Annotated in this window: 28 protein-coding genes; 16 read left to right on the forward strand and 12 right to left on the reverse strand. The window is 69.5% G+C overall.

Translation table 11 applies throughout. The features are described 5' to 3' along the window. Nucleotides 1-249 (forward strand): Lrp/AsnC ligand binding domain-containing protein (locus C5F48_RS05225; RefSeq protein WP_146170554.1); only part of this gene is annotated, 249 nt, incomplete at its 5' end. Between the two features lies 1 nt (nucleotide 250). Here C5F48_RS05225 and pgeF read toward each other — a convergent pair. The 3 genes from pgeF to lgt are packed head-to-tail and all read right to left on the reverse strand — an operon-like array spanning nucleotide 251 to nucleotide 2,951. Beyond that, nucleotides 251-1,003: a peptidoglycan editing factor PgeF gene (gene pgeF / locus C5F48_RS05230; protein ID WP_107662857.1), complete on the reverse strand. Its 753-nt coding sequence runs from the start codon at nucleotides 1,001-1,003 to the stop codon at nucleotides 251-253. After that, entirely contained in the window at nucleotides 1,003-2,061 is a 1,059-nt protein-coding gene (locus C5F48_RS05235; RefSeq protein ID WP_107662858.1) for a class I SAM-dependent methyltransferase, read from the reverse strand. Before C5F48_RS05235 ends, pgeF begins: the two co-directional genes overlap by 1 nt. After that, the gene (gene lgt / locus C5F48_RS05240) at nucleotides 2,058-2,951 is read right to left on the reverse strand and encodes a prolipoprotein diacylglyceryl transferase (RefSeq protein WP_107662859.1); all 894 of its coding nucleotides are present in this window, start codon (nucleotides 2,949-2,951) and stop codon (nucleotides 2,058-2,060) included. Before lgt ends, C5F48_RS05235 begins: the two co-directional genes overlap by 4 nt. Nucleotides 2,952-3,055: 104 nt before the next feature. On the opposite strand from lgt, the gene C5F48_RS05245 reads away from it, so the two are divergent. Then, nucleotides 3,056-3,310 carry an accessory factor UbiK family protein gene (locus C5F48_RS05245; protein WP_107662860.1) on the forward strand — a complete coding sequence of 85 codons (255 nt, stop codon included), beginning with the start codon at nucleotides 3,056-3,058 and terminating at the stop codon, nucleotides 3,308-3,310. 106 nt (nucleotides 3,311-3,416) lie between these two features. Beyond that, nucleotides 3,417-5,390 carry an AsmA family protein gene (locus C5F48_RS05250; protein WP_107662861.1) on the forward strand — a complete coding sequence of 658 codons (1,974 nt, stop codon included), beginning with the start codon at nucleotides 3,417-3,419 and terminating at the stop codon, nucleotides 5,388-5,390. 103 nt (nucleotides 5,391-5,493) lie between these two features. Here C5F48_RS05250 and C5F48_RS05255 read toward each other — a convergent pair whose 3' ends face one another. Further along, nucleotides 5,494-6,102 (reverse strand): GcrA family cell cycle regulator, encoded by a 609-nt coding sequence (locus tag C5F48_RS05255; RefSeq protein WP_107662862.1) that lies wholly within the window; start codon nucleotides 6,100-6,102, stop codon nucleotides 5,494-5,496. A gap of 445 nt (nucleotides 6,103-6,547) precedes the next feature. Between C5F48_RS05255 and C5F48_RS05260 the strand changes: the two genes are divergently transcribed. The 4 genes from C5F48_RS05260 to C5F48_RS05275 all read left to right on the forward strand — a co-directional run bounded on the left by C5F48_RS05260 (nucleotide 6,548) and on the right by C5F48_RS05275 (nucleotide 9,890). After that, nucleotides 6,548-7,729, forward strand: coding sequence for an aspartate aminotransferase family protein (locus tag C5F48_RS05260; protein WP_107662863.1), 1,182 nt, complete (start codon nucleotides 6,548-6,550; stop codon nucleotides 7,727-7,729). Between the two features lie 159 nt (nucleotides 7,730-7,888). Further along, nucleotides 7,889-8,815, forward strand: a complete 927-nt coding sequence (argF, locus tag C5F48_RS05265) for an ornithine carbamoyltransferase (protein WP_107662864.1) — start codon at nucleotides 7,889-7,891, stop codon at nucleotides 8,813-8,815. Between the two features lies 1 nt (nucleotide 8,816). Then, a complete protein-coding gene (locus C5F48_RS05270; protein ID WP_107662865.1) occupies nucleotides 8,817-9,308 on the forward strand; it encodes a DUF1993 domain-containing protein in 492 nt (163 codons plus the stop codon). 18 nt (nucleotides 9,309-9,326) lie between these two features. Beyond that, nucleotides 9,327-9,890 (forward strand): cysteine hydrolase family protein, encoded by a 564-nt coding sequence (locus C5F48_RS05275; RefSeq protein WP_107662866.1) that lies wholly within the window; start codon nucleotides 9,327-9,329, stop codon nucleotides 9,888-9,890. Here the strand turns inward: C5F48_RS05275 and C5F48_RS05280 are convergent. The 3 genes from C5F48_RS05280 to C5F48_RS05290 all read right to left on the reverse strand — a co-directional run bounded on the left by C5F48_RS05280 (nucleotide 9,878) and on the right by C5F48_RS05290 (nucleotide 14,538). Next, complete coding sequence (locus C5F48_RS05280; protein ID WP_107662867.1) at nucleotides 9,878-10,987, reverse strand: MFS transporter; 1,110 nt, start codon at nucleotides 10,985-10,987, stop codon at nucleotides 9,878-9,880. The two genes, C5F48_RS05275 and C5F48_RS05280, sit on opposite strands and share 13 nt — an antisense overlap. A 196-nt stretch (nucleotides 10,988-11,183) precedes the next feature. Next, a complete protein-coding gene (gene hrpB, locus C5F48_RS05285) occupies nucleotides 11,184-13,610 on the reverse strand; it encodes an ATP-dependent helicase HrpB (RefSeq protein ID WP_107662868.1) in 2,427 nt (808 codons plus the stop codon). Between the two features lie 208 nt (nucleotides 13,611-13,818). Continuing rightward, on the reverse strand, nucleotides 13,819-14,538 hold the full coding sequence (locus C5F48_RS05290; protein WP_245941439.1) for a DUF3108 domain-containing protein: 720 nt from the start codon (nucleotides 14,536-14,538) through the stop codon (nucleotides 13,819-13,821). 178 nt (nucleotides 14,539-14,716) lie between these two features. Between C5F48_RS05290 and meaB the strand changes: the two genes are divergently transcribed. The 4 genes from meaB (at nucleotide 14,717) to C5F48_RS05310 (ending at nucleotide 17,143) form a co-directional block, all read left to right on the forward strand. Then, complete coding sequence (gene meaB, locus C5F48_RS05295; RefSeq protein WP_107662869.1) at nucleotides 14,717-15,694, forward strand: methylmalonyl Co-A mutase-associated GTPase MeaB; 978 nt, start codon at nucleotides 14,717-14,719, stop codon at nucleotides 15,692-15,694. 168 nt (nucleotides 15,695-15,862) lie between these two features. Beyond that, the gene (gene rpmB / locus C5F48_RS05300) at nucleotides 15,863-16,147 is read left to right on the forward strand and encodes a 50S ribosomal protein L28 (RefSeq protein ID WP_107662870.1); all 285 of its coding nucleotides are present in this window, start codon (nucleotides 15,863-15,865) and stop codon (nucleotides 16,145-16,147) included. Nucleotides 16,148-16,265: 118 nt separating this feature from the next. Then, a complete protein-coding gene (locus tag C5F48_RS05305) occupies nucleotides 16,266-16,619 on the forward strand; it encodes a hypothetical protein (RefSeq protein ID WP_111467428.1) in 354 nt (117 codons plus the stop codon). Nucleotides 16,620-16,654: 35 nt separating this feature from the next. Beyond that, nucleotides 16,655-17,143, forward strand: a complete 489-nt coding sequence (locus C5F48_RS05310) for a copper chaperone PCu(A)C (protein ID WP_170139661.1) — start codon at nucleotides 16,655-16,657, stop codon at nucleotides 17,141-17,143. 69 nt (nucleotides 17,144-17,212) lie between these two features. Here the strand turns inward: C5F48_RS05310 and C5F48_RS05315 are convergent, their stop codons facing one another. After that, nucleotides 17,213-17,521, reverse strand: coding sequence for a hypothetical protein (locus tag C5F48_RS05315; protein ID WP_107662872.1), 309 nt, complete (start codon nucleotides 17,519-17,521; stop codon nucleotides 17,213-17,215). Nucleotides 17,522-17,727: 206 nt separating this feature from the next. Here C5F48_RS05315 and lepA point away from each other — a divergent pair, with 206 nt between their 5' ends. After that, nucleotides 17,728-19,527: a translation elongation factor 4 gene (gene lepA, locus C5F48_RS05320; RefSeq protein ID WP_170139662.1), complete on the forward strand. Its 1,800-nt coding sequence runs from the start codon at nucleotides 17,728-17,730 to the stop codon at nucleotides 19,525-19,527. A gap of 13 nt (nucleotides 19,528-19,540) precedes the next feature. Continuing rightward, entirely contained in the window at nucleotides 19,541-20,407 is an 867-nt protein-coding gene (locus C5F48_RS05325; RefSeq protein WP_146170555.1) for a DUF2971 domain-containing protein, read from the forward strand. 151 nt (nucleotides 20,408-20,558) lie between these two features. Here the strand turns inward: C5F48_RS05325 and C5F48_RS05330 are convergent, their stop codons facing one another. Further along, a complete protein-coding gene (locus tag C5F48_RS05330) occupies nucleotides 20,559-20,702 on the reverse strand; it encodes an entericidin A/B family lipoprotein (RefSeq protein WP_107662875.1) in 144 nt (47 codons plus the stop codon). A gap of 191 nt (nucleotides 20,703-20,893) precedes the next feature. Here C5F48_RS05330 and C5F48_RS05335 point away from each other — a divergent pair, with 191 nt between their 5' ends. Beyond that, complete coding sequence (locus tag C5F48_RS05335; RefSeq protein ID WP_107662876.1) at nucleotides 20,894-21,241, forward strand: hypothetical protein; 348 nt, start codon at nucleotides 20,894-20,896, stop codon at nucleotides 21,239-21,241. Here C5F48_RS05335 and C5F48_RS05340 read toward each other — a convergent pair. Together C5F48_RS05340 and C5F48_RS05345 are read right to left on the reverse strand one after the other, a co-directional pair. Beyond that, nucleotides 21,238-21,429, reverse strand: a complete 192-nt coding sequence (locus C5F48_RS05340; RefSeq protein ID WP_107662877.1) for a hypothetical protein — start codon at nucleotides 21,427-21,429, stop codon at nucleotides 21,238-21,240. The two genes, C5F48_RS05335 and C5F48_RS05340, sit on opposite strands and share 4 nt — an antisense overlap. Nucleotides 21,430-21,501: 72 nt before the next feature. Next, a complete protein-coding gene (locus C5F48_RS05345; RefSeq protein ID WP_107662878.1) occupies nucleotides 21,502-21,786 on the reverse strand; it encodes a hypothetical protein in 285 nt (94 codons plus the stop codon). 96 nt (nucleotides 21,787-21,882) lie between these two features. Between C5F48_RS05345 and C5F48_RS05350 the strand changes: the two genes are divergently transcribed. Beyond that, nucleotides 21,883-22,200 carry an antibiotic biosynthesis monooxygenase family protein gene (locus C5F48_RS05350; RefSeq protein ID WP_107662879.1) on the forward strand — a complete coding sequence of 106 codons (318 nt, stop codon included), beginning with the start codon at nucleotides 21,883-21,885 and terminating at the stop codon, nucleotides 22,198-22,200. A 73-nt stretch (nucleotides 22,201-22,273) separates the two neighbouring features. Then, entirely contained in the window at nucleotides 22,274-22,546 is a 273-nt protein-coding gene (locus C5F48_RS05355) for a GlsB/YeaQ/YmgE family stress response membrane protein (protein WP_107662880.1), read from the forward strand. 4 nt (nucleotides 22,547-22,550) lie between these two features. Here C5F48_RS05355 and C5F48_RS25065 read toward each other — a convergent pair whose 3' ends face one another. Next, nucleotides 22,551-23,267 (reverse strand): hypothetical protein, encoded by a 717-nt coding sequence (locus C5F48_RS25065; RefSeq protein WP_107662881.1) that lies wholly within the window; start codon nucleotides 23,265-23,267, stop codon nucleotides 22,551-22,553. Between the last annotated feature and the right edge of the window lie 49 nt (nucleotides 23,268-23,316).

Genomic DNA, 23,316 nt, shown 5'->3' on the forward strand with positions numbered 1-23,316 from the left:
TCGGCCTTCGAGCAGCGCTGCCGCGACTGGTCGCTGGTCCGCGAATGCCACATGCTGAACGGCGAGATCGACTTCATCCTGAAATGCGTGGCGCCGGATCTGTCGACCTTCCAGACCTTCCTGACCGAGCAGCTGACCTCGGCGGCCAATGTGGCCTCGGTGAAGACCAGCCTCGTCATCCGCTGCGCCAAGGACCAGCCCGGCGTGCCCTTCGACGTGCTGGAAGCCCGGCTGAAGCGGTCTGCCTGAGTTAGAGCCGGATCACCGAGACCAGCCGGCCGTAATCGGCCTCGCCGGCATGGGTGGTGCGGCGATAGGAGAAGAAGCGCTCCGGATCGGCATAGGTGCAGTGCCTTGTCCACTCGGCATGGCCGACGCCCGCGGAGCGCAGACGGTGCAGGCCGAAGGCCGGCAGGTCGAACAGCGCCTTGTCGCCCTTGCCCTGCGCGAAGAAGCGGGCGTTGTCGCGGTCCTCGTCGAGGAAGCCTTCGAGGAATTCGGGGCCCACCTCGTAGGCAGACTGGCTGATGGTGGGGCCGATCACCGCGACGATCCTTTCGCGCTCGGCCCCCAGCGCCTCCATCGCGTCGATCGTCGCCTCCAGCACGCCGTCGCGGGCGCCGCGCCAGCCGGCATGGGCCGCGCCGATCACCCCGGCTTCGGCGTCGGCCAGCAGCACCGGCTGGCAATCGGCGGTCAGGATCGCCAGCGCCAGCCCCGGCGTCGCCGTCACCATCGCGTCGGCGCGCGGCCGTTCGGGCAGCGGCCCGGTGACATGGACCACATTGGCAGAATGCACCTGGTTGATGCTGACCAGATGATCCGGCTCCACCTCCATCGCCGCCGCGACCCGGGCGCGGTTGATCGCCACCACCTCCGACAGGTCGGTGCTGCCCGGCCCGCAGTTCAACCCGCGGAAAATCCCGGAGGAGGCCCCGCCCTTGCGGGTGAAAAAGCCGTGGCGCACGGGAGACAGCGCCTCGGCGGTGAGAATCTCTAGCATCAGGCAAATCCCGGTGGCGGCGCGGACTGCGGCGGAGAAACCGCCAGCGCCTTGAACAGCGTTCCCATTTCCGCGGGGTCGGTCAAGCGCCGATATGCGGCAAGATGGCTTTCCCGTGCGTCGCCCTGCAGCGACCCGGCGAGTTTCGCCGCCCGCGCCGCGATCCCGAGCCTGAGGAGCAGCGCGCCCTGCTCGGTATAGCTGGTGGCGCAGGGGGCGGCGGCCTGGGCCAGCGCCTCGAAATCGACATGGGCGGTGAGGTCGGCCTCGCCCGGCGCCTCCAGCGGATCGGCGAAGCGATGCGCCCGGAGCGCCTGCAACGTGTCCCGGCGCGAGCGCCAGCCGCCGTAGTCGGTGACCAGCGCCAGCCCCCCATGGGTGGCGATGCGCTCGGCGATCCCGGCCATGATCGGCGCGGCGGCGGGGCTGATCTCCACCACCTCGCCCGGACCGGTATCGGCCAGCCGGTACTCCAGCGCCGCCAGCCGGGATGCTCCGGTCAGGCCGAAGCTCAGCCGGCCCTCCGCAAGCCCGACCACCCGCTCGCGCCAGCCTTCGCCGTCGCGGACGAACTGGCGGATCGGTAGCGCGTCGAAGAACTCGTTGGCGAGGAGGAACAGGGGCCGGTCGGGCAGGGCGGAGACGCCCTCGACCCACTCCACCGGATAGGCTGCCAGCGCCTCGCGCTGCACCGCGCGCAGCCGGTCCGAGGCCTCGACCAGCACCACCCGCGCCGCCGCGTGAAAACCCGGCACGCCGCGCGTCGCCCGCAGCACGTCGGCCATCAGCGTGCCGCGCCCCGGGCCGAGCTCGGCCAGGGTGAAGGCGGAAGGCGCGCCCTGGTCGAGCCAGCTCTGCGCAAGGCTGAGGCCCAGCAGCTCGCCGAACATCTGGCTGATCTCCGGCGCGGTGGTGAAATCGCCCGCCGCGCCGAAGGGCTCGCGGGTGGCGTAATAGCCGTGCTCGGGGTGCAGCAGGCAGTCGGCCATGTAATCGGCCAGGCTCAGCGGCCCCGCCGCCTCGATCCGGCGGATCAGCAGGTCGGCGAGCGGGGTCATGCCGCCTGCGAGGCGACCGCCCGCCGCGCCCGCATCATGAGCCAGAGTCCGACGGCGATCATCGGCAGCGACAGGATCTGCCCCATGGTCAGCCCCCAGCCACCCATATGCCAGGCGAGACCCAGCGGGTTGCCCGCGCTGACGAATTGCGCATCGGGCTGGCGGACGAATTCCACCAGAAACCGCGCCAGCCCGTAGCCGGTGAGGAACAGCCCCACCGTGCGCCCCGGCCAGGCCAGCCAGCCGCGCCGCCAGACCACGAAGAGCAGCAGAGCGCCAAGGATCAGCCCCTCCATCGCCGCCTCGTAGAGCTGCGAGGGATGCCGTGCGCAGACGCCGACGACGCCGGCGCAGGCCTGCGCCGCCTCGCCCGGGAAGGCCACGCCCCAGGGCAGGTCGGTCGGCCGGCCCCAGAGTTCGGCGTTGATGAAATTGGCCAGCCGCCCCAGCAGCAGCCCCGGCGGCGTCGCCACCGCCATCAGGTCGGCGGCCGACAGCATCGGGATCTTCTCGCGCAGGCAGAAGACGATGCCCGCCACCATCACGCCAAGGAAGCCGCCGTGGAAGGACATGCCGCCCTCCCAGACCTTCAGGATGTCGCCCGGATGCGACAGATACCACGCCGGCTGGTAGAACAGCACGAAGCCGAGCCGCCCGCCGAGGATCACGCCCAGGATCACCCAGGTCAGCAGCCGCTCCACCTGCTCGGCGGTCATCGGCGCGCGGCCGGGCCAGAGCCGCGGCGCGCGGATCATCCGCAGGACCAGCTGGTAGCCGATCACCAGCCCGGCGATATAGGCCAGCGCATACCAGCGCAGCGCCAGGGTGAAGCCGAAGATCTCGACCGAGAAGATGTCCGGCGAGAGGTTCGGGAAGGGGATGTAGGACATGCGGTTTCCTTTTGCCGCGGTTTTCCGGTGCCGCTGCGGCGAAGTCAACCTTGCGCGCAGGGCCTGCCCCGACCATATAGCCAGAAGCCACGGAGGGAACCGCCATGCAGACCCGCAACAAATTCTTCGATGACATGTCGCAGCTGATGACCAATGCGATGGGCGTCGCCCAAGGCGCCAAGACCGAGGCCGAGACGGCGATGAAGGGCTTCGTCGACCGCTGGATGGCCGACCGCGATTTCGTCACCCGCGAGGAGTTCGACGCCGTGCGCGCCATGGCGCAGAAGGCCCGCGAGGAGAATGACGCGCTTTCGGCCCGTCTCGCCGCGCTGGAAGCCAAGGCCGCGTCCAACAGCTGATCGCGGAACAGGCGGGCTCGCGCAAGCTTGCGCCGGCCTGCCGCCGCAACCCTTGTTGCGCCTCCGCCCAGCCGCTAGGCTTCGTCCGACTGGCTAGGGAGGCGTCATGCGCTGGATTGTCCGCCTGATCGGCGTGGTTCTCGGGCTCGCCGCCCTCGTGGTGGCGTTCTTCCTGCTGATCCCGGGCGAGCGCATCGCCGCCATCGCCACCAGCCAGTTCCAGGCCGCCACCGGTCGCGCCCTGACCATCGAGGGCGGCGTCAGCCCCTCGATCTTCCCGCGCATCGGCATCACCACCGGCCCCGTCACCATCGCCAATGCCGACTGGTCCGAGGAGGGCCCGATGCTGCGCGCCGACGCGCTGGAGATCGGGATCGAGATGGGATCGCTGTTCGGCGGGGTGATCCACCTCACCAACATCGCCGTGCAAAATCCCGTGATCACGCTGGAGCGCGCCGCCGACGGAAGGGTGAACTGGGATTTCCAGCCGGCCCCCGGCGCCGAGCAGGCTAGCGCGCAGCCGCAGGGCCCGGCGGGCGGTTCGGCGGGGCCGACGCCCTTCATCCTCGAGTCCGGCACGCTGACCAACGGGGCCGTCACCTATATCGACCAGGCCAGCGGCCAGCGCAGCACGCTTTCGGCGCTGGAGGCGGAGGCGCGGCTGCCCGAGTACGCCGGCCAGGCAGATATCAGCCTGTCCGGCCAGATGAACGGCCAGAGCCTGCTGGTGAAGGGCCGGATCGGCGAGTTCGCGCCCTTCCTGCAGGGCAGCGTCGTGCCGCTGGACCTGACGGCCGAAATCGGCGCCGCCCGGCTGGGCTTCGAGGGCCGGCTCGGCACTGCGCCGCTGGCCGCCGACGGTCGGATCGACGCCGACCTGAAGGACCTGTCGCAGATCTCGGCCCTGCTGCGCCGCGCGAAGCCCGAGCTTCCCGCCGGTCTCGGCCAGCAGGGCGTGGCGGTGGCCGGGGCGCTGACCGTCACCGACGCCGGGTCGGTGCATCTGCGCGAGGGCGTGGTGACGCTGGACGGCAACCGGCTGCAGGGCGAGGCCGACCTTACCACCGGGGGCGAGCGCCCGCGGCTGGAAGCCACGATCCGCACCGCCGCGCTGGACCTTTCGTCGCTCGACGGGGGGCAGGGCGGGTCCGGCGGCGGCGAGGGCGGGGCGAAGAGCGACGGCTGGTCGAAGCAGCCGATCGACACCAGCGCTCTGGGCCTGATGGATGCCGCCATCGCGCTGAACGCCGACAGCCTGCTGCTGGGCAAGACGAAGCTCGACAAGACCCGGCTGCTGCTCGGCGTCGACCGGTCGCGCGCCGTCTTCGACCTGCGCGAGGTGAACGCCTATGGCGGCAGCCTGACCGGCAGCTTCGTGCTGAACGCGCGGCAGGGCCTGTCGACCGGCGGCGAGCTGAAGCTGACCGGCCTCGCGCTGCAGCCGCTGTTGCAGGATCTGGCCGACACCGACCGGCTGATCGGCACCGGCGATCTGGAGCTGCAGTTCCTCGGCGTCGGCGCCAACATGGACGCGATCATGCGCAGCCTCTCCGGACAGGGTCGGCTGCGCTTCGGCAAGGGCGAGCTGCGCGGGCTCGACATCGGCGGCATGCTGCGCACGCTGGACGCGGGCTATGTCGGCGAGGGGGCGAAGACGATCTTCGACAGCATCAGCGCCGGATTCACCATGGAGGGCGGGGTGCTGGCCAATGACGACCTGATCTTCGCCGCGCCGCTGATCCGGGCCACCGGCGCCGGCCGGGTCGACCTGGGGGCGCGGTCGCTGGACTACCGGCTGCTGCCCTCGGCGCTGGCGCGGGAGGATGGCACCGGCGGCATCACCGTGCCGCTGCTGATCGACGGGCCCTGGGATGACCTGCGCTACCGGCTCGACGTGAAGGCCATGGTGAACGACCGCGCCGAGGCGGCGGCCCGGGCCCGGCTGGCGGAGAAGGCGGAAGAGCTGGGGATCGTACCCGAGGAGGGCGAGTCGCTTGAGGACGCCGCAAAGCGCCGCGCCCGCGACGCTCTCCAGGACGAGGCGGCGCGGGCGCTGAACCGGCTTCTCGGGGGCGACTAGCGCGGCGCTTGCGCCGCGCGCCCTTCGGCTTGGCAGCGGCGGCGGCTACGCCGTGCACCCTTCGGCTTGGGAGCGGCGGCGGTGACGCCGCGCGCTGATCGGTTCAGCGGCGGCGGTCGCGCCGGGCGCTCATCGGCTGGAAGGCGACGCCGACATGGGCCTCGCAATAGGGCTTGCCGGCCAGCGAGGGCAGGCCGCAGAACCAGAAATCCTCGGTCGCCGGATCGCCGATCGGCCATTTGCAGGTCCGCTCGGTCAGTTCCATCAGCGTCAGCCGCTTGGCGTGCTTCTCCACCTCGCGCACCGAGGCCAGCGCCTCGGGGCTGATCTCGTTGGCCGAGGGCTGCGGCGGTAGCGGCTGGCCGGCGGGGATGATCGCCTTGCGCATCGGGATCGGGGCCGCATGCACCGCCGGGGCGGGCGCGGCCGGAGCCGGGGCGGGACGCTCGGCGGCGACGCGCGGCTCGGGGGCGGGGCGTGGCGGCTCCGCCGGGGCAGCGGGCTCGACCCGCGGCGGGGCGGCGACGACCTCCTCTTCCGGCTCGGCGCGCTCGGCGCCGTTGCCGACGCGGTTCGACAGGCCAAGACGGTGCACCTTGCCGATCACCGCGTTGCGGGTCACGCCGCCAAGTTCCTTGGCGATCTGGCTGGCGCTCTGGCCATCCGCCCACATCTTCTTGAGCGTCTCGACGCGCTCGTCGGTCCAGGACATGCCGCAACTCCGGTCAGGGGAGAACCCGGCGTTTCCGCCCAAGGGTTCCTGAGATTTCCGGCATTCTAACCGGGACAGTCGTAGATACAAGTCGCCGCCCCGGATTTCAAGGCGCCACCGCCCGCCGGGCCGCGCTTTGCCGCAGCTTTCGCGGCCTTCCCGGCCCTGTGGCGGCAGCGCCGCAGCCGATCCGGCCAAGGGTGCGGTACTGCCAGATCACCGTTTACAGACTGCCGGCGCCGCGCTATGCGGATCGGATGATCGCAAGCCGCGCCCCTCTCTCGCTGCCCCGACGCCGACGCCTCCGCGCGTAAGCGACCGATCACGGCTGCCCGCGTGGCGGCCCACCCTTCCGCCCTCACGGGCAAATTCCCCCACCGATGCCACGTTGACTTGAGGCGCTGCCTGCGGCACCCCTTATGTCTTGCACCAAGGACCCCATGCCATGATCCCTGCCGTCCTGCCGACCTACAACCGCGCCCCGCTCGCCTTCGTCAAGGGAGAGGGCTCCTGGCTCACCACGGAGGATGGCGCGCGATACCTCGATCTCGGCGCGGGGATCGCGGTGAACGTGCTGGGCCACGCCAACCCCGATCTGGTCGAGACGCTGACCACCCAGGCGCAGCAGCTCTGGCATGTCTCCAACCTCTACCGCATCCCCGAGCAGGAGCGGCTGGCGGCCCAGCTGGTCGAGGCGACCTTCGCCGATACCGTCTTCTTCACCAACTCCGGCACCGAGGCCGCGGAACTGGCGATCAAGATGGTCCGCAAATACTGGACCGAACAGGGCGACCCCGACCGGATCGAGATCCTGACCTTCGAGGGCGCCTTCCACGGCCGCTCCACCGGCGCCATCGCCGCGGCCGGGTCGGAGAAGATGACCAAGGGCTTCGGCCCCCTGATGCCCGGCTTCCGCAGCCTGCCCTTCGGCGACCATGACGCGCTGCGCGCCGCCCTGACCGATCGCACCGCCGCCGTGCTGATCGAGCCGATCCAGGGCGAGGGCGGCATCCGCGTGTTGCCCGACGCCTGCCTCAAGGGCCTGCGCGATCTCTGCGACGAGACCGGCGCCCTGCTGGTCTTCGACGAGGTGCAATGCGGCATGGGCCGCTCGGGGCGGCTCTTCGCGCATGAATGGTCCGGCGTCACCCCAGACATCATGATGGTCGCCAAGGGCATCGGCGGCGGCTTCCCGCTCGGCGCGGTGCTGGCCACCGAACGCGCCGCGGTCGGCATGGTCGCCGGCACCCATGGCTCGACCTATGGCGGCAACCCGCTCGGCTGCGCCATCGGCGCCCGGGTGATGGAGCTCGTCAACGACGACGCCTTCCTCGCCGAGGTCAACCGCAAGGCCGCGCTCTTCAGCCAGAAGCTCGAGGGCCTCGTCGCCGCCCATCCCACGGTCTTCGAGGCCGTGCGCGGCACGGGGCTGATGCTCGGGCTGAAATGCCGCGCGCCGAACACCGATGTGGTGAAGGCGAGCTATGCCGAGAACCTGCTGACCGTGCCTGCCGCCGACAACGTGCTGCGGCTCCTGCCCGCGCTCAACATCCCCGATGCCGACATCGCCGAGGCGGTCGCCCGGCTCGACCGCGCCGCCAGCCGGATCGAAGCCGATGCGGCCTGACATCTGCCCGCATCTGGGCGAGCGGGCGCAGCGGTCGCACCGACGAGCAGGGACGACCGACCCCACGTCTTCCCTGTTCAACTATCCCCGGGGGTGAATGCGCCGAAGGCGCAGGGGGGGCGGGAGCCCCCTTCGCCCGGGTAACGAAAGTCAGACCCAGTGAATCATTTCCTCGATATCCACAAGACCGACGCCGCCGCCCTGCGGCAGATGATCGACAGCGCCCATGCCATGAAATCCGCCCGCAACGGCCGCCCCAGGGGCGAGCCCGACGACGTGCAGCCGCTCAAGGGCCGCATGGTGGCGCTGATCTTCGAGAAGCCCTCGACCCGCACCCGGATCTCCTTCGACGTCGGCGTGCGCCAGATGGGCGGGCAGACCATGGTGCTCTCGGGCGCCGACATGCAGCTCGGCCATGGCGAGACCATCGCAGACACGGCCCGCGTGCTCAGCCGTTATGTCGATCTCATCATGATCCGCACCTTCGAGGAACAGACCCTCCTGGAGATGGCCGAATACGCCAGCGTCCCTGTGATCAACGGCCTGACCAACCGCACCCATCCCTGCCAGATCATGGCCGACGTGATGACCTACGAGGAGCACCGCGGCCCGATCGCCGGGCGGCAGGTGGTCTGGGCGGGCGACGGCAACAATGTCTGCGCCTCCTTCCTGCACGCGGCGGGCCAGTTCGGCTTCGACTTCACCTTCACCGGCCCGCCCACCCTCGACCCCGAGGCGGAATTCGTCGGCTACGCCCGCGACAAGGGCAGCCGCGTCAGCATCGAGCGCGATCCGGGCAAGGCCATCGCCGGGGCCGATCTGGTGGTCACCGACACATGGGTTTCCATGCACGATCCGGCCTCCGCGCGCGAGCGGCGGCACAACCAGCTGCGCGCCTACCAGATCAACGAGCGGCTCATGGCGCAGGCCAGCCCCGAGGCGCTGTTCATGCATTGCCTGCCGGCGCATCGTGACGACGAAGTGACCAGCGCGGTGATGGACGGCCCGCATTCGGTGGTGTTTGATGAGGCCGAGAACCGCCTCCACGCGCAGAAGGCCGTGATGCGCTGGTGTCTGGGAGTCTGAGATGTATCGCTATTCCGTTCCGCCGATGCTGCGCAACCTGCGCGCGCTGAGCGCCATCCTCGCCAAGGCCGAGGCGCATTGCACCGCCCGCAAGATCGAGCCCGAGGCGCTGCTCGGCTTCCGGCTGTTCCCGGACATGCTGCCTCTGACCCGGCAGGTGCAGCTCGCCTGCGATTTCGCCGCCCGCGCCTCGGCCCGGCTGGCCGGTGCCGAGATGCCGAGCTTTCCTGACACCGAGACCAGCTTCGCCCAGCTGATCGCCCGCATCCGCACCGCCACCGACTACATTGAGTCGTTCGACGCCGGCCAGTTCGAGGGCGCCGAGAGCCGCAGCATCACCATGAAGCAGCGCGGCGGCGAGGTGACGATGACCGGGCTCGATTACCTGACCGGCTTCGCCCTGCCGAACTTCTACTTCCACACCGCCACCGCCTACGACATCCTGCGTCACAACGGGCTGGAGATCGGCAAGATGGATTACGTCGGCAGCTGACAGGGCAAGGGGGTCCGCATGACGAAGACCGCGCTTCTGGTGATCGACATGCAGATGGACATGGCCTTCCGCATCGCGGAGGGCCAGCCCCACACCGGCCCCGACGTGCCCGGGCGCATCGCCGAGCTGCTGCAGCTCTTCCGCGAGACCGGCCGCCCCGTGCTGCACGTCCACCATTCCGAACCCGAGCCCGGGTCTCCCTTCCACCCCGACATGCCCGGCGCCGCGCCGATGCCCTGCGCCCTGCCGCAGTTCCACGAGCCGGTGTTCCGCAAGACCACCTCCTCGGCCTTTCCCTCCACCGATCTCGAGGCGCATCTGCGCGCCAACGGCATCGACCGTCTGGTGATCTGCGGCGCGGTGGCGGCCTTCTGCGTGAATTCCACCACCCGCTCGGCCTCCGATCTCGGCTTCGCGGCGATCGTCGTCGAGGATGCCGTGCTCGGCTTCGGCCTGCCCGACCGCGCCGGTGGGATGCTCCCGCCCGAGACTGTGCTCGCCGTCACCCTCTCGGCGCTCGACCTCGATTTCGCCCGCGTCCTGCCGACGGCGCGCATCGCCGAGGCGCTTCAGCCGGCGTAATCCGCCGCCGCCGCGCGTTTCGCCGAGGCCACCACCAGCAGCAACAGCACCGCCAGCGCCGCATAGGTGACGCGGAAGCCGATGTGCTCGGCCACGAAGCCGATGGTCGAGGGCGCCACCAGAATCCCCATGTAGCCCATCATCGCCACGGTGGAGATCCCGACCCCCGGCGGCAGCCCCGGATGGTTGCCCGCCGCCGAGAAGGCGATCGGCACCATATTGGCGATCCCGAGCCCGGCGAAGGCGAAACAGGCCACCGCCGTCAGCTCGCCCGGCGCAAGGCTCGCGCCCAGGAGCCCCGTCGCCGCGATCATCCCCGACACCCGCAGCGTCCGCACCGCGCCGAAACGGTTGCGCACCGCATCGCCCAGAAACCGCATCAGCGCCATCGCCCCCGAGAAGAAGCCGAAGGCCAGCCCCGAGGTCGCCACCGACCCGCCCAGTTCCTTGGAGACATAGAGCGCCGCCCAATCCAGCACCGCGCCCTCCGGCACCATGCAGAACAGCGCCATCGCGCCCAAGAGGTAGACAGAGGCGTCGCGCGGAAAGTGGCTGCGGCGCTGCTTCCCGGCCTGCACCGCCGGCGTCTCGCTGATCAGATGCCGCATCGCCGCCAGCACGATCGCCAGCGCCACCAGCGAGATCACCAGCGCCTGCGGCCGCGACCCCCATCCGGCGATCAGCAGGCCGCCGAGCCCGCCGCCCAAAAAACCGCCAAGACTCCAGAACCCATGCGAGGAGGACATGATCGCCCGCCCCAGCCGCCGCTCCACCTCCACCGCATTGGCGTTCATCGCCACGTCCATGATGCCGATGAAGGCCCCCATCGCCACCATCGCCACGCTCAGCACCGTCAGGTTCGGCGCGAACACCACCCCCGCCAGCGTGAAGCTCGCCAATATGCCGAAGACCGACACCACGCGGCGCGAGCCATAGCGCGCCGTCAGCCCGCCCGAGAGCGCCATCGCCCCCACCGCGCCCACGCCGAGCATCAGGATCAACAGGCCCAGCACCGCCTCGCTGATCTGGTGGCGCGGCAGCAGCAGCGGGATCTGCGGCGCCCAGCCCCCCATGACGAGACCGTTGGAAAAGAACATGGCGGCAACCGCCCACCGCCCGCGCCGGACGCTCTGGATTTCGGAAGTCACTGGCTCACCTCAAGATTGCCGCCCCTGCTAGACCGGCGCTTCCGCCGGGAAAACCCGGCGTCGGACCCCAAGGCACGGGGCTGCGCCGGGTTCCCGCCGATTGGGTAACACAGGGCGACGCCCGGTTGCACCGCTGCAACGTTGCTCACGTTCCACGCGGCTTCGCCCGCATCGTCGGCTCCGCCACCGTCGGATCCTCCGGCCAGGGATGACGCGGATAACGCCCGCGCATGTCGCGCCGCACATCGGCATAGGAGCTGGCCCAGAAGCCGGGCAGGTCCATGGTCACCTGCACCGGGCTGCCTCCCGGCGACAGCAGGGTGATGCGCAGCGGCAGCCGCTTCGGCCCGACCACCGGATGCTCGGTCACCCCGAAGAGCTCCTGCAGCTTCAGCTCGATCCCCGGCGCCTCGCCACCGTAATCCACCGGCACCCGCCGCCCCAGCGGCGTCTCGAAGGCCGAGGGCGCCAGCCGGTCCACCAGTTGCACCCCGTCCCAGCCGATCAGCGCCCTGAGCGGTTCGGTCAGATCGAGGCTCCGCAGATCCGCCTCGGTCCGCTTGCCCGCCAGATAGGGCAGCAGCCAGTCCCCCTCGGCCAAGAGCGCCGCATCCGACACATCCGGCAGCGTCCCGCCCTCGCTGCGGCAGAGCGCGATCCGCGCCCTGAGCCGCCGCGCCGCCGGGGTCCAGGGCAGGCCGATCAGCCGCAACCCGTCGAGCGCCGCCCGCGCCAGCGCCTCGGGCGGCGCATCGGCCCAGATCCGGTCCTCCAGCACCAGCGCGCCGAAGACCTCCTGCCGCCGCGCGATGACTCGGCCCTCGCGCCGCGACCAGTCGCAGACCTCGCGCCAGCCGATCTCGGCGCCGAAGATCTCGCGCAGTTCGGCCTCTGCCAGCCCCACCGCCTGCCGCACCTTCGCCTCGCGCGCATCGCCGTCGAGATCGGTCGCCACGATCAGCCGCGCCCCCGACAAGGGCAGCCCCGGCTCCATCGCCGCCCCCTTGCCCCCCGACAGCACCCAACGCGGCGCCTCGCCCTTGCGCCTGAGCCCCACCCGGTCCGGATAGGCCAGCGCCGCCATCTGCCCCAGCGACAGCCCCGGCCCGGGCCCGAGCCCCCGCCCCAGCCGCCGCGCCTCCTGCCGGATGCGCTCCAGCGTCGCCCGGTTCAGCTCATTGGCATGCTCGCGCTGGAACCGCCCCGGGTCGGCCACCGCCGCCATCCGCAGCGCCAGATCCGGCGGCCCCTTCACTGGATCGCGCTCGGCGAGCAGCGCCGCCAGCGGCGCCGCCTCCACTCCGGCCCGCAGCAGCATATGCCCGAGCCGCGGATGCAGCGGCAGCGCCGCCAGCGCCAGCCCGTGATCGGTGATCCGCCCCCCGGCCAGCGCGCCGAGCGCCTCCAGAAGGCTGCGCGCCTCGCCCAGAACGCCGGGATTGGGCGGCGTCAGGAAGGCCAGATCGCCGCTGCCCCAGAGCGCAAGTTCCAGTGCCAGCCCGGTCAGATCCGCCGCCTCGATCTCGGCAGGCGGGTAGGGCGCCAGCCCGCCTTCCTCGCCGCGGGTCCAGAGCCGGTAGCAGACCCCCTCCGCCACCCGCCCGGCGCGACCGCGGCGCTGCTCGGCCTCGGCCCGCGTCACCCGCTCGGTCACCAGCCGCGACATGCCCGAGGCCGCATCGAAGCGCGCCCGCCGCGACCGTCCGGCATCGACCACCACACGGATGTCGGGAATGGTCAGCGAGGTCTCGGCGATCGAGGTCGCCAGCACCACCTTGCGCCCCGCCGAAGGCGCCAGCGCCGCCCGCTGTGCATCGAAGGCCATCGCGCCAAACAGGGGCCGCACCTCGCAGCCCGGCAGCCGCAGCAGGCTCTCCACCCGGCGGATCTCGCCTTCCCCCGGCAGGAAGACCAGCACCCCGCCCGTCGTCTCGGCCACCGCCTGCGTCACCAGCGCCGCTGCCTCGGTCTCGAGCCGCGCCTTCGGCCCCAGAGGCCGCGCCAGCCAGCGCGTCTCCACCGCAAAGGCCCGCCCCGCCGAGGTGATCACCGGCGCATCGCCCATCAGCGCCGCCACCGGCGCCGCATCCAGCGTGGCCGACATGGCGATCAGCAGCAGATCCTCGCGCAGCGCCTCGCGCACCTCCAGGGCCAGCGCCAGCCCCAGATCGGCATTCAGGCTGCGCTCGTGGAATTCGTCGAAGATCAGCGCCGAGATCCCCTCCAGCGACGGATCCGACTGGATCATCCGGGTCAGGATGCCCTCGGTCACCACTTCGATCCGCGTGGCCTTCGACACCTTGGCCTCGCCGCGGATCCGGTAGCCGACCGTCGCCCCCACCGGCTCGCCGAGGCTTTCCGCCATCCGCTCCGCCGCCGCCCGCGCCGCCAGCCGCCGCGGCTCCAGCATGACGATCCGCCCGTCGCAGAGCCCCGCCGCCAGCACCGCGAGCGGCACCCGCGTCGTCTTGCCCGCCCCCGGCGGCGCCTGCAGCACCGCCATCCGCCGCGCCCGCAGCGCGTCGATCAGCCCCGGAAGGGCCTCGTCGATGGGAAGGGCAAGATCCGCCATGCCGCCTTATCGCCGCCCCTGCCGGGCAGGTCCAGCCCACCCGGCAAAGGGCTCCCGCCGGGAGTCGCCCTGCACCCCCCATTTTCTGTCCAAAAATATCCCCGCCGGAGGCTCCCCCCGAAGCCACCGGCGTTCCCGCCCGAAGCTCCTCCCGCGGCAGCCGCCGCGCGGGGGCTCGATGCCCCCAAGCGGCGTCCTCCGGTAAGGCTCAGCGCCGGGTCAGCGTCGCCCGGCCATAGAGCGTGTCGGTCGCCACCTCCACCACCCGCATCCGCCCGCCCTCGATCGGCGCATAGCTCAGCGTGAAGGGAAAGCGGGTCTTCTCGGCCATGTCGTCGGCGGAATAGCCCGCCACCCGGCGGAACACCCCGGCGCAGCTCACCCCCGCGCCTGTGGCCTGCGGCGCGCCCAGCACCAGCTCGGTCCGCCGCCGCCCGTCGAAGATCTGCAGCGAGCGGTTGCATTCCTGCCCGGCGTCGACATCGCGCAACGTGGCGTAGAGCGCGGTCAGCGGGTCCACCGTGCCGCCCTGCGTCGAGGGGTCGACATCATAGGAGCGCGGCTTTTGCGCCGGCTGGTATTGCGTCACCTGCGGCACGCCGGAGCGATAGCCCATCACCGCCTGCGACTGCCGTTTGCCGGTATCGGCCGCCTCGGAATAGCTCGAGGGCACGTAGCGCCCCTTGCTGATCCGGCCCTGCGCCTGCGCGTCGTAGCGCACCCGCTTCAGCATGCCGACCAGCCCGCCGCTCTGCAGCTTGCCGTTCACCGCATAGCCGGCCCCCTCCTGCACGCCGGAGAACACCAGCGAGCCGGCGCTGATGCCGCGGATGCGCAGGTCGAAACTGGCGTTGTCGGTGGTCTGCGCCGCCGCTGCCCCTGCGGCACAAAGCGCCGCCGCCATCATGCCGATGCGAAATGCCTTCATCGTCAGCCCCGTTGCCAAGGCGCCCGCGGGCGCGTCCCCTCTGGCATATCCGTCCCGGACCGGGCACAAAAGCCCAAGCCCGTTGCCTCGGCTGACAATCGCGTCACCTGCGGCCGGGCGCAGGCAATCCCCCGCCGGGGCAGGGCTCCGGCAAACCGAATACCGCCGGAGCGACCGCATGACCGCTGCTGATCTCGCCCCCCTCATCGCCGCAGGCGACCGCCGCGCGCTGGCCCGGGCGATCACGCTGGTGGAAAGCCGGCGCGCCGATCATCGCGAGGCGGCGCTGACGCTGCTGGCCGATCTCGCCCGGCTGAAGCGGCAGGCGCTGCGCATCGGCCTTTCCGGCACCCCCGGCGTCGGCAAATCCACCTTCATCGAGAGCTTCGGGCTGATGCTCACCGCCCAAGGCCTGCGCGTCGCGGTGCTTGCCGTCGATCCCTCCTCGGCCCGCTCCGGCGGCTCGATCCTCGGCGACAAGACAAGGATGGAGCGGCTGTCGCGCGAGCCCCTGGCCTTCATCCGCCCCTCGCCGTCGCAGACCCATCTCGGCGGCGTCGCCCGCCGCACCCGCGAGGCGGTGGCGCTCTGCGAGGCGGCAGGCTTCGACATCATCCTGATCGAGACGGTCGGTGTCGGCCAATCCGAGACGGTGGTGGCGCAGCTCTGCGACCTGTTCCTGCTGCTCCTCGCCCCCGCAGGCGGCGACGAGCTGCAGGGCGTGAAGCGCGGCATCATGGAGATGGCCGACCTGATCCTCGTCAACAAGGCCGACGGCGATCTGAAGGCCGCCGCGATGCGCACCGTCGCCGATTATTCCGGCGCGCTGCACCTCTTGCGCCGCCGCCCGCAGGACCCCGAGGGTTTTCCCAAGGCGCTGCCGGTCTCGGCCTTGGCCGACGAGGGTCTGGCCGGGGCCTGGGCGGAGATGCAGGCCCTGCTGGACTGGCGGCGCGCCAACGGACATATCGACCGCCGCCGCGCCGAGCAGGCCCGGCACTGGTTCGAGGAGGAGGTGCGGCAGGGCCTGCTCGCTGTCCTCACCCGCCCGGGCCCTGCGCGGGACGCGATGGCGCGGCTCGGCGAGGCGGTGGCCCAGGGCGCGCTGACCCCGGAGGCCGCCGCGGCGGAGCTGCTCGCGGGGCTGCCGTCCTGAGCGTCTTGCCGCCCGCAGGGGCAGGGGGCGCGGCCCGCGTTGCCCTTCCGCCACCAGCAGGCCGTGAATCGCTTGACGCCCCCGGCATTTCCCCCTAAAGCACCCCGATGGAATTCGGCGCGCTGCCTTTGGCGGTGCCCAGCACGTTTAAACCAAAGGATCACGACCATGTCGCGCGTCTGCGAACTCAGCGGTAAAGGCCCGATGTCTGGCAACACGGTCAGCCACGCCAACAACAAATCCCGTCGGCGCTTCCTGCCGAACCTGAACGAGGTCACGCTGATCTCCGACATCCTCGGCCAGTCGTTCAAGCTGCGCATCTCGGCCCACGCCCTGCGCACCGTCGACCACCGCGGCGGGCTCGACGCCTTCCTCGCCAAGGCGAAGGACGAGGAGCTGTCGCTGAAGGCCAAGGCCATCAAGAAAGAGATCTCCAAGGCTCAGGTCGCCTGAATTCCTTGCGATTCGATCCGAAAGGCCCCCCGGGAAACCGCGGGGTCTTTTGCGTTTGCGCAATCCCGGCGCGGCCTGCCGCTTGCGGCGGGGCAGGGCGCGGGCCTATAAGCGGCGCATGATGCGGCTTCGCCCCCTCCTGACGCTGGCGCTCGTGCTGGCCCTGGCGCTCACCTCGCTCACCATGGCGGTGGCGCGCGGTCAGGCGATGCCCGCGGGCGAGATGGTGATCTGCTCCGGCTATGGCGTCACGACGGTCGCCGTCGACGCCCAGGGCAAGCCTGTCGGCGTCCTGCATCCCTGTCCGAAATGCCTCTCGGCGCTGTCGCTCTGGCTGGCCCCTGCCGCGCCGGAGGGGCCCTTGGCCCCGCCGGGCCAGCAGCGCCTGCGCCAGCCCTTTGAAGCGCCGGTCAACGCCGCGAATTGCCCGGGCGCGCCGCGGGCGCGGGGGCCGCCGGTCGGCCGGGCCTGACTTCGCGCTTCCCCTTTTTCCGACAGGATCACATCATGTATCTCAAGACCCTCCTGACCGCCGCAGCGGTCGCTTTCGCCTTGCCCGCCTTCGCGCATGACGGCGTGCATATCTCCGACGCCTATGCCCGCGTTTCCGGGCCCGCCGCCAAGTCCGGCGCGATCTTCCTGACCATCGAAAACCACTCCGACGAGGACGACCGGCTGCTCTCCGCCGCCACCGACGTCGCCGCCGTGGCCGAGCTGCATACCCACAAGGAAAGCGGCGACGGCGTCATGCAGATGCTGAAGGTCGAGGAGGGTTTTGCGGTCCCGGCCGGCGAGAGCCACGTGCTGGCGCGCGGCGGCGACCATGTCATGCTGATGGGGCTGAACCGCTCGCTGGTCGATGGCGACATCATCCACCTGACCCTGACCTTCGCGCGCGGCGAGGTGGTCGAGCTGGACGTGCCGGTGGATTCGAAGCGCAGCGAGGCGCCGATGCAGGACATGGGCGGGATGGATCACAGCGCCCATTCCAACTGAAAAAAGCGCCCGGCCTGCGGGCGCTTCCAGAACTTCCGGCGCCGGTCCCGAGGGGCCGGCGTCAGTCCGTCAGCCGCAATAGGCTTGGGCGGCTTCACCGAACTGCTTGTAGCGCGCCCAGAAGGCGTTGTCGGAATCGCGCTTCGACACGCGGGTCTCCTGCGCCTGGTCCGGGTTGAGGAAGAACTTCGCCGCCCGGCGCTGGTCGCCGCCGCGCAGGGTCATGTCGGCGACCTGCTGGATGCAGCCGCAGGTGGCGCGGTTGGCCCCGTTGCCGGCGCGCATGCAGGCGCTGTCGATCGGGCCGGCGGACGCGAAGGTGCTGGAAATGGGCAACGCAAACAGGGCGAGCGCGGCTGCACGTGTCAAGGTCTTCATGAAAACTGCCTCTCGATTTCGGGTCGGGTATCTCCCGGCCGCTGATGTTTTTGTGAGGCAACTATGACAATCCGGGCCTGATTTATCAAACGATTCGACCGCAGGCCCGGTAAACCGCCCGTTACCGCGGCCCGCCGGGGCGCCTGCGTCCGACCCCGCCGCTATCTCCCATTGACCGCTCAACGATTCCTGCTCATATGCCGCCCATGACCCAGCTTGACCTCATCCGCAATTTTTCGATCGTGGCCCATATCGACCACGGCAAATCCACGCTTGCCGACCGGCTGATCCAGTCGACGGGCACGGTCGCTGATCGCGACATGAAGGCCCAGCTCCTGGACAGCATGGATATCGAGCGCGAGCGCGGGATCACCATCAAGGCCAACACGGTGCGGATCGAATATCCGGCGAAGGACGGCAAGACCTACGTCCTGAACCTGATCGACACCCCCGGCCATGTCGACTTCGCCTATGAGGTGTCCCGCTCGATGCGCGCCGTCGAAGGCTCGCTGCTGGTGGTCGACGCCTCGCAGGGCGTCGAGGCGCAGACGCTGGCCAACGTCTATCAGGCGCTCGACGCCGGGCACGAGATCGTCCCCGTGCTGAACAAGATCGACCTGCCGGCGGCCGAGCCCGACCGCATCCGCCAGCAGATCGAGGATGTCATCGGCCTCGACGCCTCCGACGCCGTGCTGATCTCGGCGAAATCCGGCCTCGGCATCCCCGACGTGCTCGAAGCCATCGTCACCCGCCTCCCCGCCCCGAAGGGCGAGCGCGACGCGCCCTTGAAGGCCATGCTGGTCGACAGCTGGTATGACGCCTATCTCGGCGTCGTCGTGATGATCCGCGTGATGGATGGCGTGATCCGCAAGGGCGACCGGGTCCGCATGATGCAGACCAACGCCGTCTACGGCATCGACAAGCTCGCCGTGCTGAAACCGCAGATGGTCGATATCCCCGAACTCGGCCCGGGCGAGATCGGCATCTTCACCGCCTCGATCAAGCAGGTCCGCGACACCCGCGTCGGCGACACCATCACCCACGAGCGCAAGGGCTGCGAAAAGGCGCTGGACGGCTTCAAGCCCGCCCAGCCCGTCGTCTTCTGCGGCCTCTTCCCGGTCGACGCCAACGAGTTCGAGGCCCTGCGCGAGGCGATCGAGAAGCTCGCCCTCAACGACGCCTCCTTCAGCTACGAGATGGAAACCTCCGCCGCCCTCGGCTTCGGCTTCCGCTGCGGCTTCCTCGGCCTCCTGCACCTCGAGGTGGTCCGCGACCGGCTGGAACGCGAATACGACATCGACCTGATCACCACGGCCCCGTCGGTGGTCTACCAGATCTACATGAAGGACGGCACCGTGCAGGAGCTGCACAACCCCGCCGACATGCCCGACCTGACCTATGTCGACCATATCGAGGAGCCGCGGATCAAGGCGACCATCATGGTGCCCGACGATTATCTCGGCGACATCCTGAAGCTCTGCCAGGACCGCCGCGGCATCCAGCTCGACCTCAGCTATGCCGGGTCGCGCGCCATGGTGGTCTATGACCTGCCCTTGAACGAGGTGGTCTTCGACTTCTACGACCGGCTGAAATCGGTGACCAAGGGCTATGCCTCCTTCGACTACGCCATCACCGGCTACCGCGAGGATTTCCTGGTGAAGATGTCGGTGCTGGTGAATGACGAGCCGGTCGACGCCCTGTCGATGATGGTGCACCGCGACCGCGCCGACATGCGCGGGCGGGCGATGGTGGAGAAGCTGAAAGAGCTGATCCCGCGCCACATGTTCAAGATCCCGATCCAGGCCGCCATCGGCGGCCGCGTCATCGCCCGCGAGACCCTCTCGGCCATGCGCAAGGATGTGACCGCCAAATGCTACGGCGGCGACGCGACGCGGAAACGCAAGCTGCTGGACAAGCAGAAGGCCGGCAAGAAGAAGATGCGCCAGTTCGGCAAGGTGGAGATCCCGCAGCAGGCGTTCATCAATGCGCTGAAGATGGATGGGTAACAGGGCGTAACTTGTGGAAGTGTTTCCCGAATACTTCTACAGGTATCGATCTGCTGATACCTGGCATTTCTGGGAAGAGGTTGAACAGGCGATATCTTCCAGCAAGATTTGGCTCTCTCAACTAACCGCGCAAAATGACCCGTTCGAGGCTAGGCCTTGCCGCGAACGCAGCAGCATAGCGGACATCCGGCTGTTCCTTAGGGATTTCTCTAGGATAACTGGTGGAAAATTCGCTACATCTGGTCGTCCATTAAGTGATTTTATGGTTGGCTCGGGGGCATCAAAAGCTAAGGTTCGGAAACAGCTGGGCCCCACAATGGAAGGGGCAGTTTTTCACCGAGAAACTGCCTTTGCGGCCTTTGAGGCCGTGAGGGGTGCGACGCTTATAGCCTCATTTTCAGAGGTTTGCGACAGCTTGCTGATGTGGAGCCATTACACGAGTAGTCACAAGGGAATTTGCTTGGAGTATCAAATGGATGATTTTGGCATGTATGTCGGTGGGGTCGGCTTCGCACGATTGGACTATGCAGACGTACGGCCAGTTGTCACAACAGTTGATGCCCTGAACTATATCGGGCATCAAAACTTTGACGGTCTGCCCTGTTTTGATTCGGCTCGTGCAAGAAAGACGTTTGACGATTCCCTGCTTACAAAATCGTCTGACTGGTCATACGAGAAGGAGTGGCGTCTTTGTAGCAGCGGTGACGAACTCCCGGGATACCGGATAATTCCAGGACTCAAAGTCTCGGCGATATACATTGGAGCGAATAGTTCTAGAGATGTGGAGGAAAAGATCACCGCCGCATTTGGGTCTAATCTCCCTATTTACAAGATGATGATTGACAAGAGAGAATATAAGCTCGTGCCTAGATCGCTCTAGCAAGCTGTAGGGTGCGCATTCATTGCGCACCATGACCCGCGCGACGGTGCGCAATGAATGCGCACCCTACGGCCGGGCCATCATGCCCCACCTCAAAGAAAAAGGCGGTGGGTTTCCCCACCGCCCTGATCCTTGTGCCTGAGCCGCTGGCTCAGAGACCGGCCTGAACCTCACGCGACTCCTGCGAGATGGCGGAGCCGGCGGCGCCGAGGTCTTGGCCCGCGCCTTCTACGGTTTCACAGGCCGCGACGGCGACGAGGGCGAGCAGGGGCAGCAGGAAGAAGGGCTTACGCATGATGGTACTCCGGTTGATTGTCAGCTAGGCAACGCCGCCCCGCGCCCGACGGTTCCCCCTTCCGCACTGGCAATGCCGGATCGCGGCGGTTTTTTGCCCGCAGGCGCCCTCCGGCCCCGGAACCCGGCGGCCCTCCGGTGGCGGCGAAGTCGATTAACCGGGTCTCAGGCAATGCGGCGCAGGATGGCGGCATGCGATTCCTCTGGACCCTCCTCTTCCTCGCCGCCTGCGGCGCCCAGCCCTCGCCGAAGTTCTTCGGCGCGCAGAAGCACGAGATCCTGCGCAGCGGCCGCCACTACGTCGTCTGGGACAATGGCAGGGAGGTGGAGGTGATCCGTCTCGGCTGGGCCGGCCCGCGCCAGCACGACGGCATCCGCGCCGACATGCTGGCGGTGATCCCCGAAACCACCGGCTGCCGCGCCGTGGACAGCACCGTGGAGGGCGACTCGGGCGTGATGCGCGCCCGCCTCACCTGCCCGGACCGACGAGGGGGCGCATCGGACCCGGCGCCGCCGATCATCCGCCTCTGGTCAGGCTAGGTGGAGGCGTCGGGCCCCTTCACGATCAGCACCCAGAAGGCATAGGCCCCCAGCGCCAGAAAGATGACGGCCCAGAACGGGTTCCCGAGATAGATCTCCATCCCCGACCAGGCGATGGGAAAGATCGCCGTGACATAGCGGCGCCAGGCGGGACGGAAGAACGGGTGGTTCGGATCGATGAGTTGCATGGCTCCACCCTAGCCGTCGGGCAAATCGCTGCAAAGCGCCGATTTTGCCGCAGCCCCCCGGTCCCGCCCGGTTCAGCCCCCGAACGGCTCGGTCAGTTCCACCGCCTTGCTCCGCTTGTCGAAGATGCAGACTCGCCGCTCCACCTCCCCGGCCTCGGTCTGCAGCGTCACCAGCGCCGCGCCGTGGCTCTCCGATCCCCAGCGGTTGACCTCGACCACCGCCGTCCCCAGGGGCGCCGCCGCCGCGAGGCAGCCGTCGCGGACCTCGGCGCGGAAGCTCTCCCAGGCCTCGTCGGTCGAGGCTGCGGCGGGAAGCGCGGCGGGGGCGGCGAGACAGAGCAGGATCAGGAAGCGCATGCGGATCTCCGGGTTGGGGCTGCGGCAACAGGGTAGGGCGCGGCGCGCTTGCCGCAAGCCCCGCCCGGCCTTACCCTGCAGCCGAGGAGGACCGCCATGACCACGATCGCATCCGACTTCCAGGGCCAGACCGTCATCACCACCTTCGAGATGACCCCCGGCACCTGCGCCGACCTTCTGGACGAACTGCGCGCCGCCTATGCCGAGTTCATCCGCCACCAGCCCGGCTTCATCTCGGCCAGCCTGCATGTGAACGACGCCCAGACCCGGATCGCCAACTACTCGCAATGGACCCGGCGCGAGGATTTCCAGGCCATGCTGCGCACCCCCGAGATGCGCGACCGCACCCGCCGCTTCGCCGCGCTCTGCCGCGGCTTCGAGCCGGTGATGTATGACGTCGCCGCGGTGTTCTGAGGCTTTTTCGCTGGCCACGGACCCGGACCCCCGGCCCGCGCGTTGGGCAGGGAACCGCTAACAGGAGGCGATTATGGAAGAATTCATCCAGGGTGTCGGGATCTTCGGCATGGTCCTGCTGGTGCTGATCGGCCTCGTCGCCGGCTGGCTGGCCAGCGTGGCGGCCGGCCGGCGGAACCGCGGCCGCTATCTCGCCATCGGCGTCATCGGCGCGCTGCTCGCCCCGCTGCTGCTGGTAGCGCTGGGGGTGACGGTGCTGGCGGCCTCGGGCCTGTTGGCGGTGCTGTTGGCCGCCGCCGTCGGCGCGGTGATCGTGCTGGTGTTGGCGAAGATGATCTTCGACTGAGCACTCAGAAGCTGAGCCAGGCGGCCAGCTTCAGCGACGGCTCGCCGCCTCCGGTGAGCGGGCCGACAAGGCCGAGCTCGGCCTTGGCCCGGCGGCCGAGGTCGCGCACCACCGAGGCGGAGAGGCTGGCGGCAAAGTCGCCCTTCTCCGGCTGCTCCATCCGCAGCTGGCCGATCAGCATGATCCCGTCGCGCGGCTTCAGCCCCAGCGTCAGATCCGCCTCCACCCCGGTTTCCGGCGCGAGGTAGAGATAGTTCACCTCGGTGGTCGCGTTGAGCCGCACGGTCTCGCTGACCGGCCGGGCGATCACCAGAAAGCGGGTGTCGGCGGCCAGCCAGCCCGCGCCGAAGGGCGTGTCGATGCCCTGGCCCAGCGACAGCCCGAGCTGCGCCAGCGGGCGGAACTCGGTCTCCTGCTGCGACAGGCCGAGGCCCAGCGAGCTGGCGAAGCGCAGCTTGCCGAAGCTGAAGCCGCGTTGCAGCCAGAGAAGCAGGCTGCTGTCGCCAAAGCTGTTGCGCCCGAGCTCCAGGCCCAGCGTGTCGCGCGGGCTGAGCCCGTATTCGGCATAGAGGCCGGTGAAGCCGTTGCCGGCCGCGTCGCGCTCCTGCGACAGGATCAGGAAGATCGCGCTGTCGTCGCGCGGCCAAGGCCCGGCCGCAACCGGGCCGGCGAGCCAGAGCGGCAGCGCCGCCAGCAGGAACCCTCTCAGCCGTCGGCGCATCCGAACCCCCGCCCATCCCACGGCGGCAGGATGGGCGGGGAAGGGTTAA

The organism is Cereibacter changlensis JA139 (genome assembly GCF_003034985.1).
In the GTDB taxonomy this organism is placed as follows: Bacteria; Pseudomonadota; Alphaproteobacteria; order Rhodobacterales; family Rhodobacteraceae; genus Cereibacter; species Cereibacter changlensis.

Excerpts from the sequence above, each read along its gene's own strand:
- pgeF (WP_107662857.1), bottom strand. The coding sequence starts at position 1,003 with ATGCTAGAGATTCTCACCGCCGAGGCGCTGTCTCCCGTGCGCCACGGC.
- C5F48_RS05235 (WP_107662858.1), bottom strand. The coding sequence starts at position 2,061 with ATGACCCCGCTCGCCGACCTGCTGATCCGCCGGATCGAGGCGGCGGGG.
- lgt (WP_107662859.1), bottom strand. The coding sequence starts at position 2,951 with ATGTCCTACATCCCCTTCCCGAACCTCTCGCCGGACATCTTCTCGGTC.
- C5F48_RS05245 (WP_107662860.1), top strand. The coding sequence starts at position 3,056 with ATGCAGACCCGCAACAAATTCTTCGATGACATGTCGCAGCTGATGACC.
- C5F48_RS05250 (WP_107662861.1), top strand. The coding sequence starts at position 3,417 with ATGCGCTGGATTGTCCGCCTGATCGGCGTGGTTCTCGGGCTCGCCGCC.
- C5F48_RS05255 (WP_107662862.1), bottom strand. The coding sequence starts at position 6,102 with ATGTCCTGGACCGACGAGCGCGTCGAGACGCTCAAGAAGATGTGGGCG.
- C5F48_RS05260 (WP_107662863.1), top strand. The coding sequence starts at position 6,548 with ATGATCCCTGCCGTCCTGCCGACCTACAACCGCGCCCCGCTCGCCTTC.
- C5F48_RS05270 (WP_107662865.1), top strand. The coding sequence starts at position 8,817 with ATGTATCGCTATTCCGTTCCGCCGATGCTGCGCAACCTGCGCGCGCTG.
- C5F48_RS05275 (WP_107662866.1), top strand. The coding sequence starts at position 9,327 with ATGACGAAGACCGCGCTTCTGGTGATCGACATGCAGATGGACATGGCC.
- C5F48_RS05280 (WP_107662867.1), bottom strand. The coding sequence starts at position 10,987 with ATGTTCTTTTCCAACGGTCTCGTCATGGGGGGCTGGGCGCCGCAGATC.
- hrpB (WP_107662868.1), bottom strand. The coding sequence starts at position 13,610 with ATGGCGGATCTTGCCCTTCCCATCGACGAGGCCCTTCCGGGGCTGATC.
- C5F48_RS05290 (WP_245941439.1), bottom strand. The coding sequence starts at position 14,538 with ATGAAGGCATTTCGCATCGGCATGATGGCGGCGGCGCTTTGTGCCGCA.
- meaB (WP_107662869.1), top strand. The coding sequence starts at position 14,717 with ATGACCGCTGCTGATCTCGCCCCCCTCATCGCCGCAGGCGACCGCCGC.
- rpmB (WP_107662870.1), top strand. The coding sequence starts at position 15,863 with ATGTCGCGCGTCTGCGAACTCAGCGGTAAAGGCCCGATGTCTGGCAAC.
- C5F48_RS05305 (WP_111467428.1), top strand. The coding sequence starts at position 16,266 with ATGATGCGGCTTCGCCCCCTCCTGACGCTGGCGCTCGTGCTGGCCCTG.
- C5F48_RS05310 (WP_170139661.1), top strand. The coding sequence starts at position 16,655 with ATGTATCTCAAGACCCTCCTGACCGCCGCAGCGGTCGCTTTCGCCTTG.
- C5F48_RS05315 (WP_107662872.1), bottom strand. The coding sequence starts at position 17,521 with ATGAAGACCTTGACACGTGCAGCCGCGCTCGCCCTGTTTGCGTTGCCC.
- lepA (WP_170139662.1), top strand. The coding sequence starts at position 17,728 with ATGACCCAGCTTGACCTCATCCGCAATTTTTCGATCGTGGCCCATATC.
- C5F48_RS05330 (WP_107662875.1), bottom strand. The coding sequence starts at position 20,702 with ATGCGTAAGCCCTTCTTCCTGCTGCCCCTGCTCGCCCTCGTCGCCGTC.
- C5F48_RS05335 (WP_107662876.1), top strand. The coding sequence starts at position 20,894 with ATGCGATTCCTCTGGACCCTCCTCTTCCTCGCCGCCTGCGGCGCCCAG.
- C5F48_RS05340 (WP_107662877.1), bottom strand. The coding sequence starts at position 21,429 with ATGCAACTCATCGATCCGAACCACCCGTTCTTCCGTCCCGCCTGGCGC.
- C5F48_RS05345 (WP_107662878.1), bottom strand. The coding sequence starts at position 21,786 with ATGCGCTTCCTGATCCTGCTCTGTCTCGCCGCCCCCGCCGCGCTTCCC.
- C5F48_RS05350 (WP_107662879.1), top strand. The coding sequence starts at position 21,883 with ATGACCACGATCGCATCCGACTTCCAGGGCCAGACCGTCATCACCACC.
- C5F48_RS05355 (WP_107662880.1), top strand. The coding sequence starts at position 22,274 with ATGGAAGAATTCATCCAGGGTGTCGGGATCTTCGGCATGGTCCTGCTG.
- C5F48_RS25065 (WP_107662881.1), bottom strand. The coding sequence starts at position 23,267 with ATGCGCCGACGGCTGAGAGGGTTCCTGCTGGCGGCGCTGCCGCTCTGG.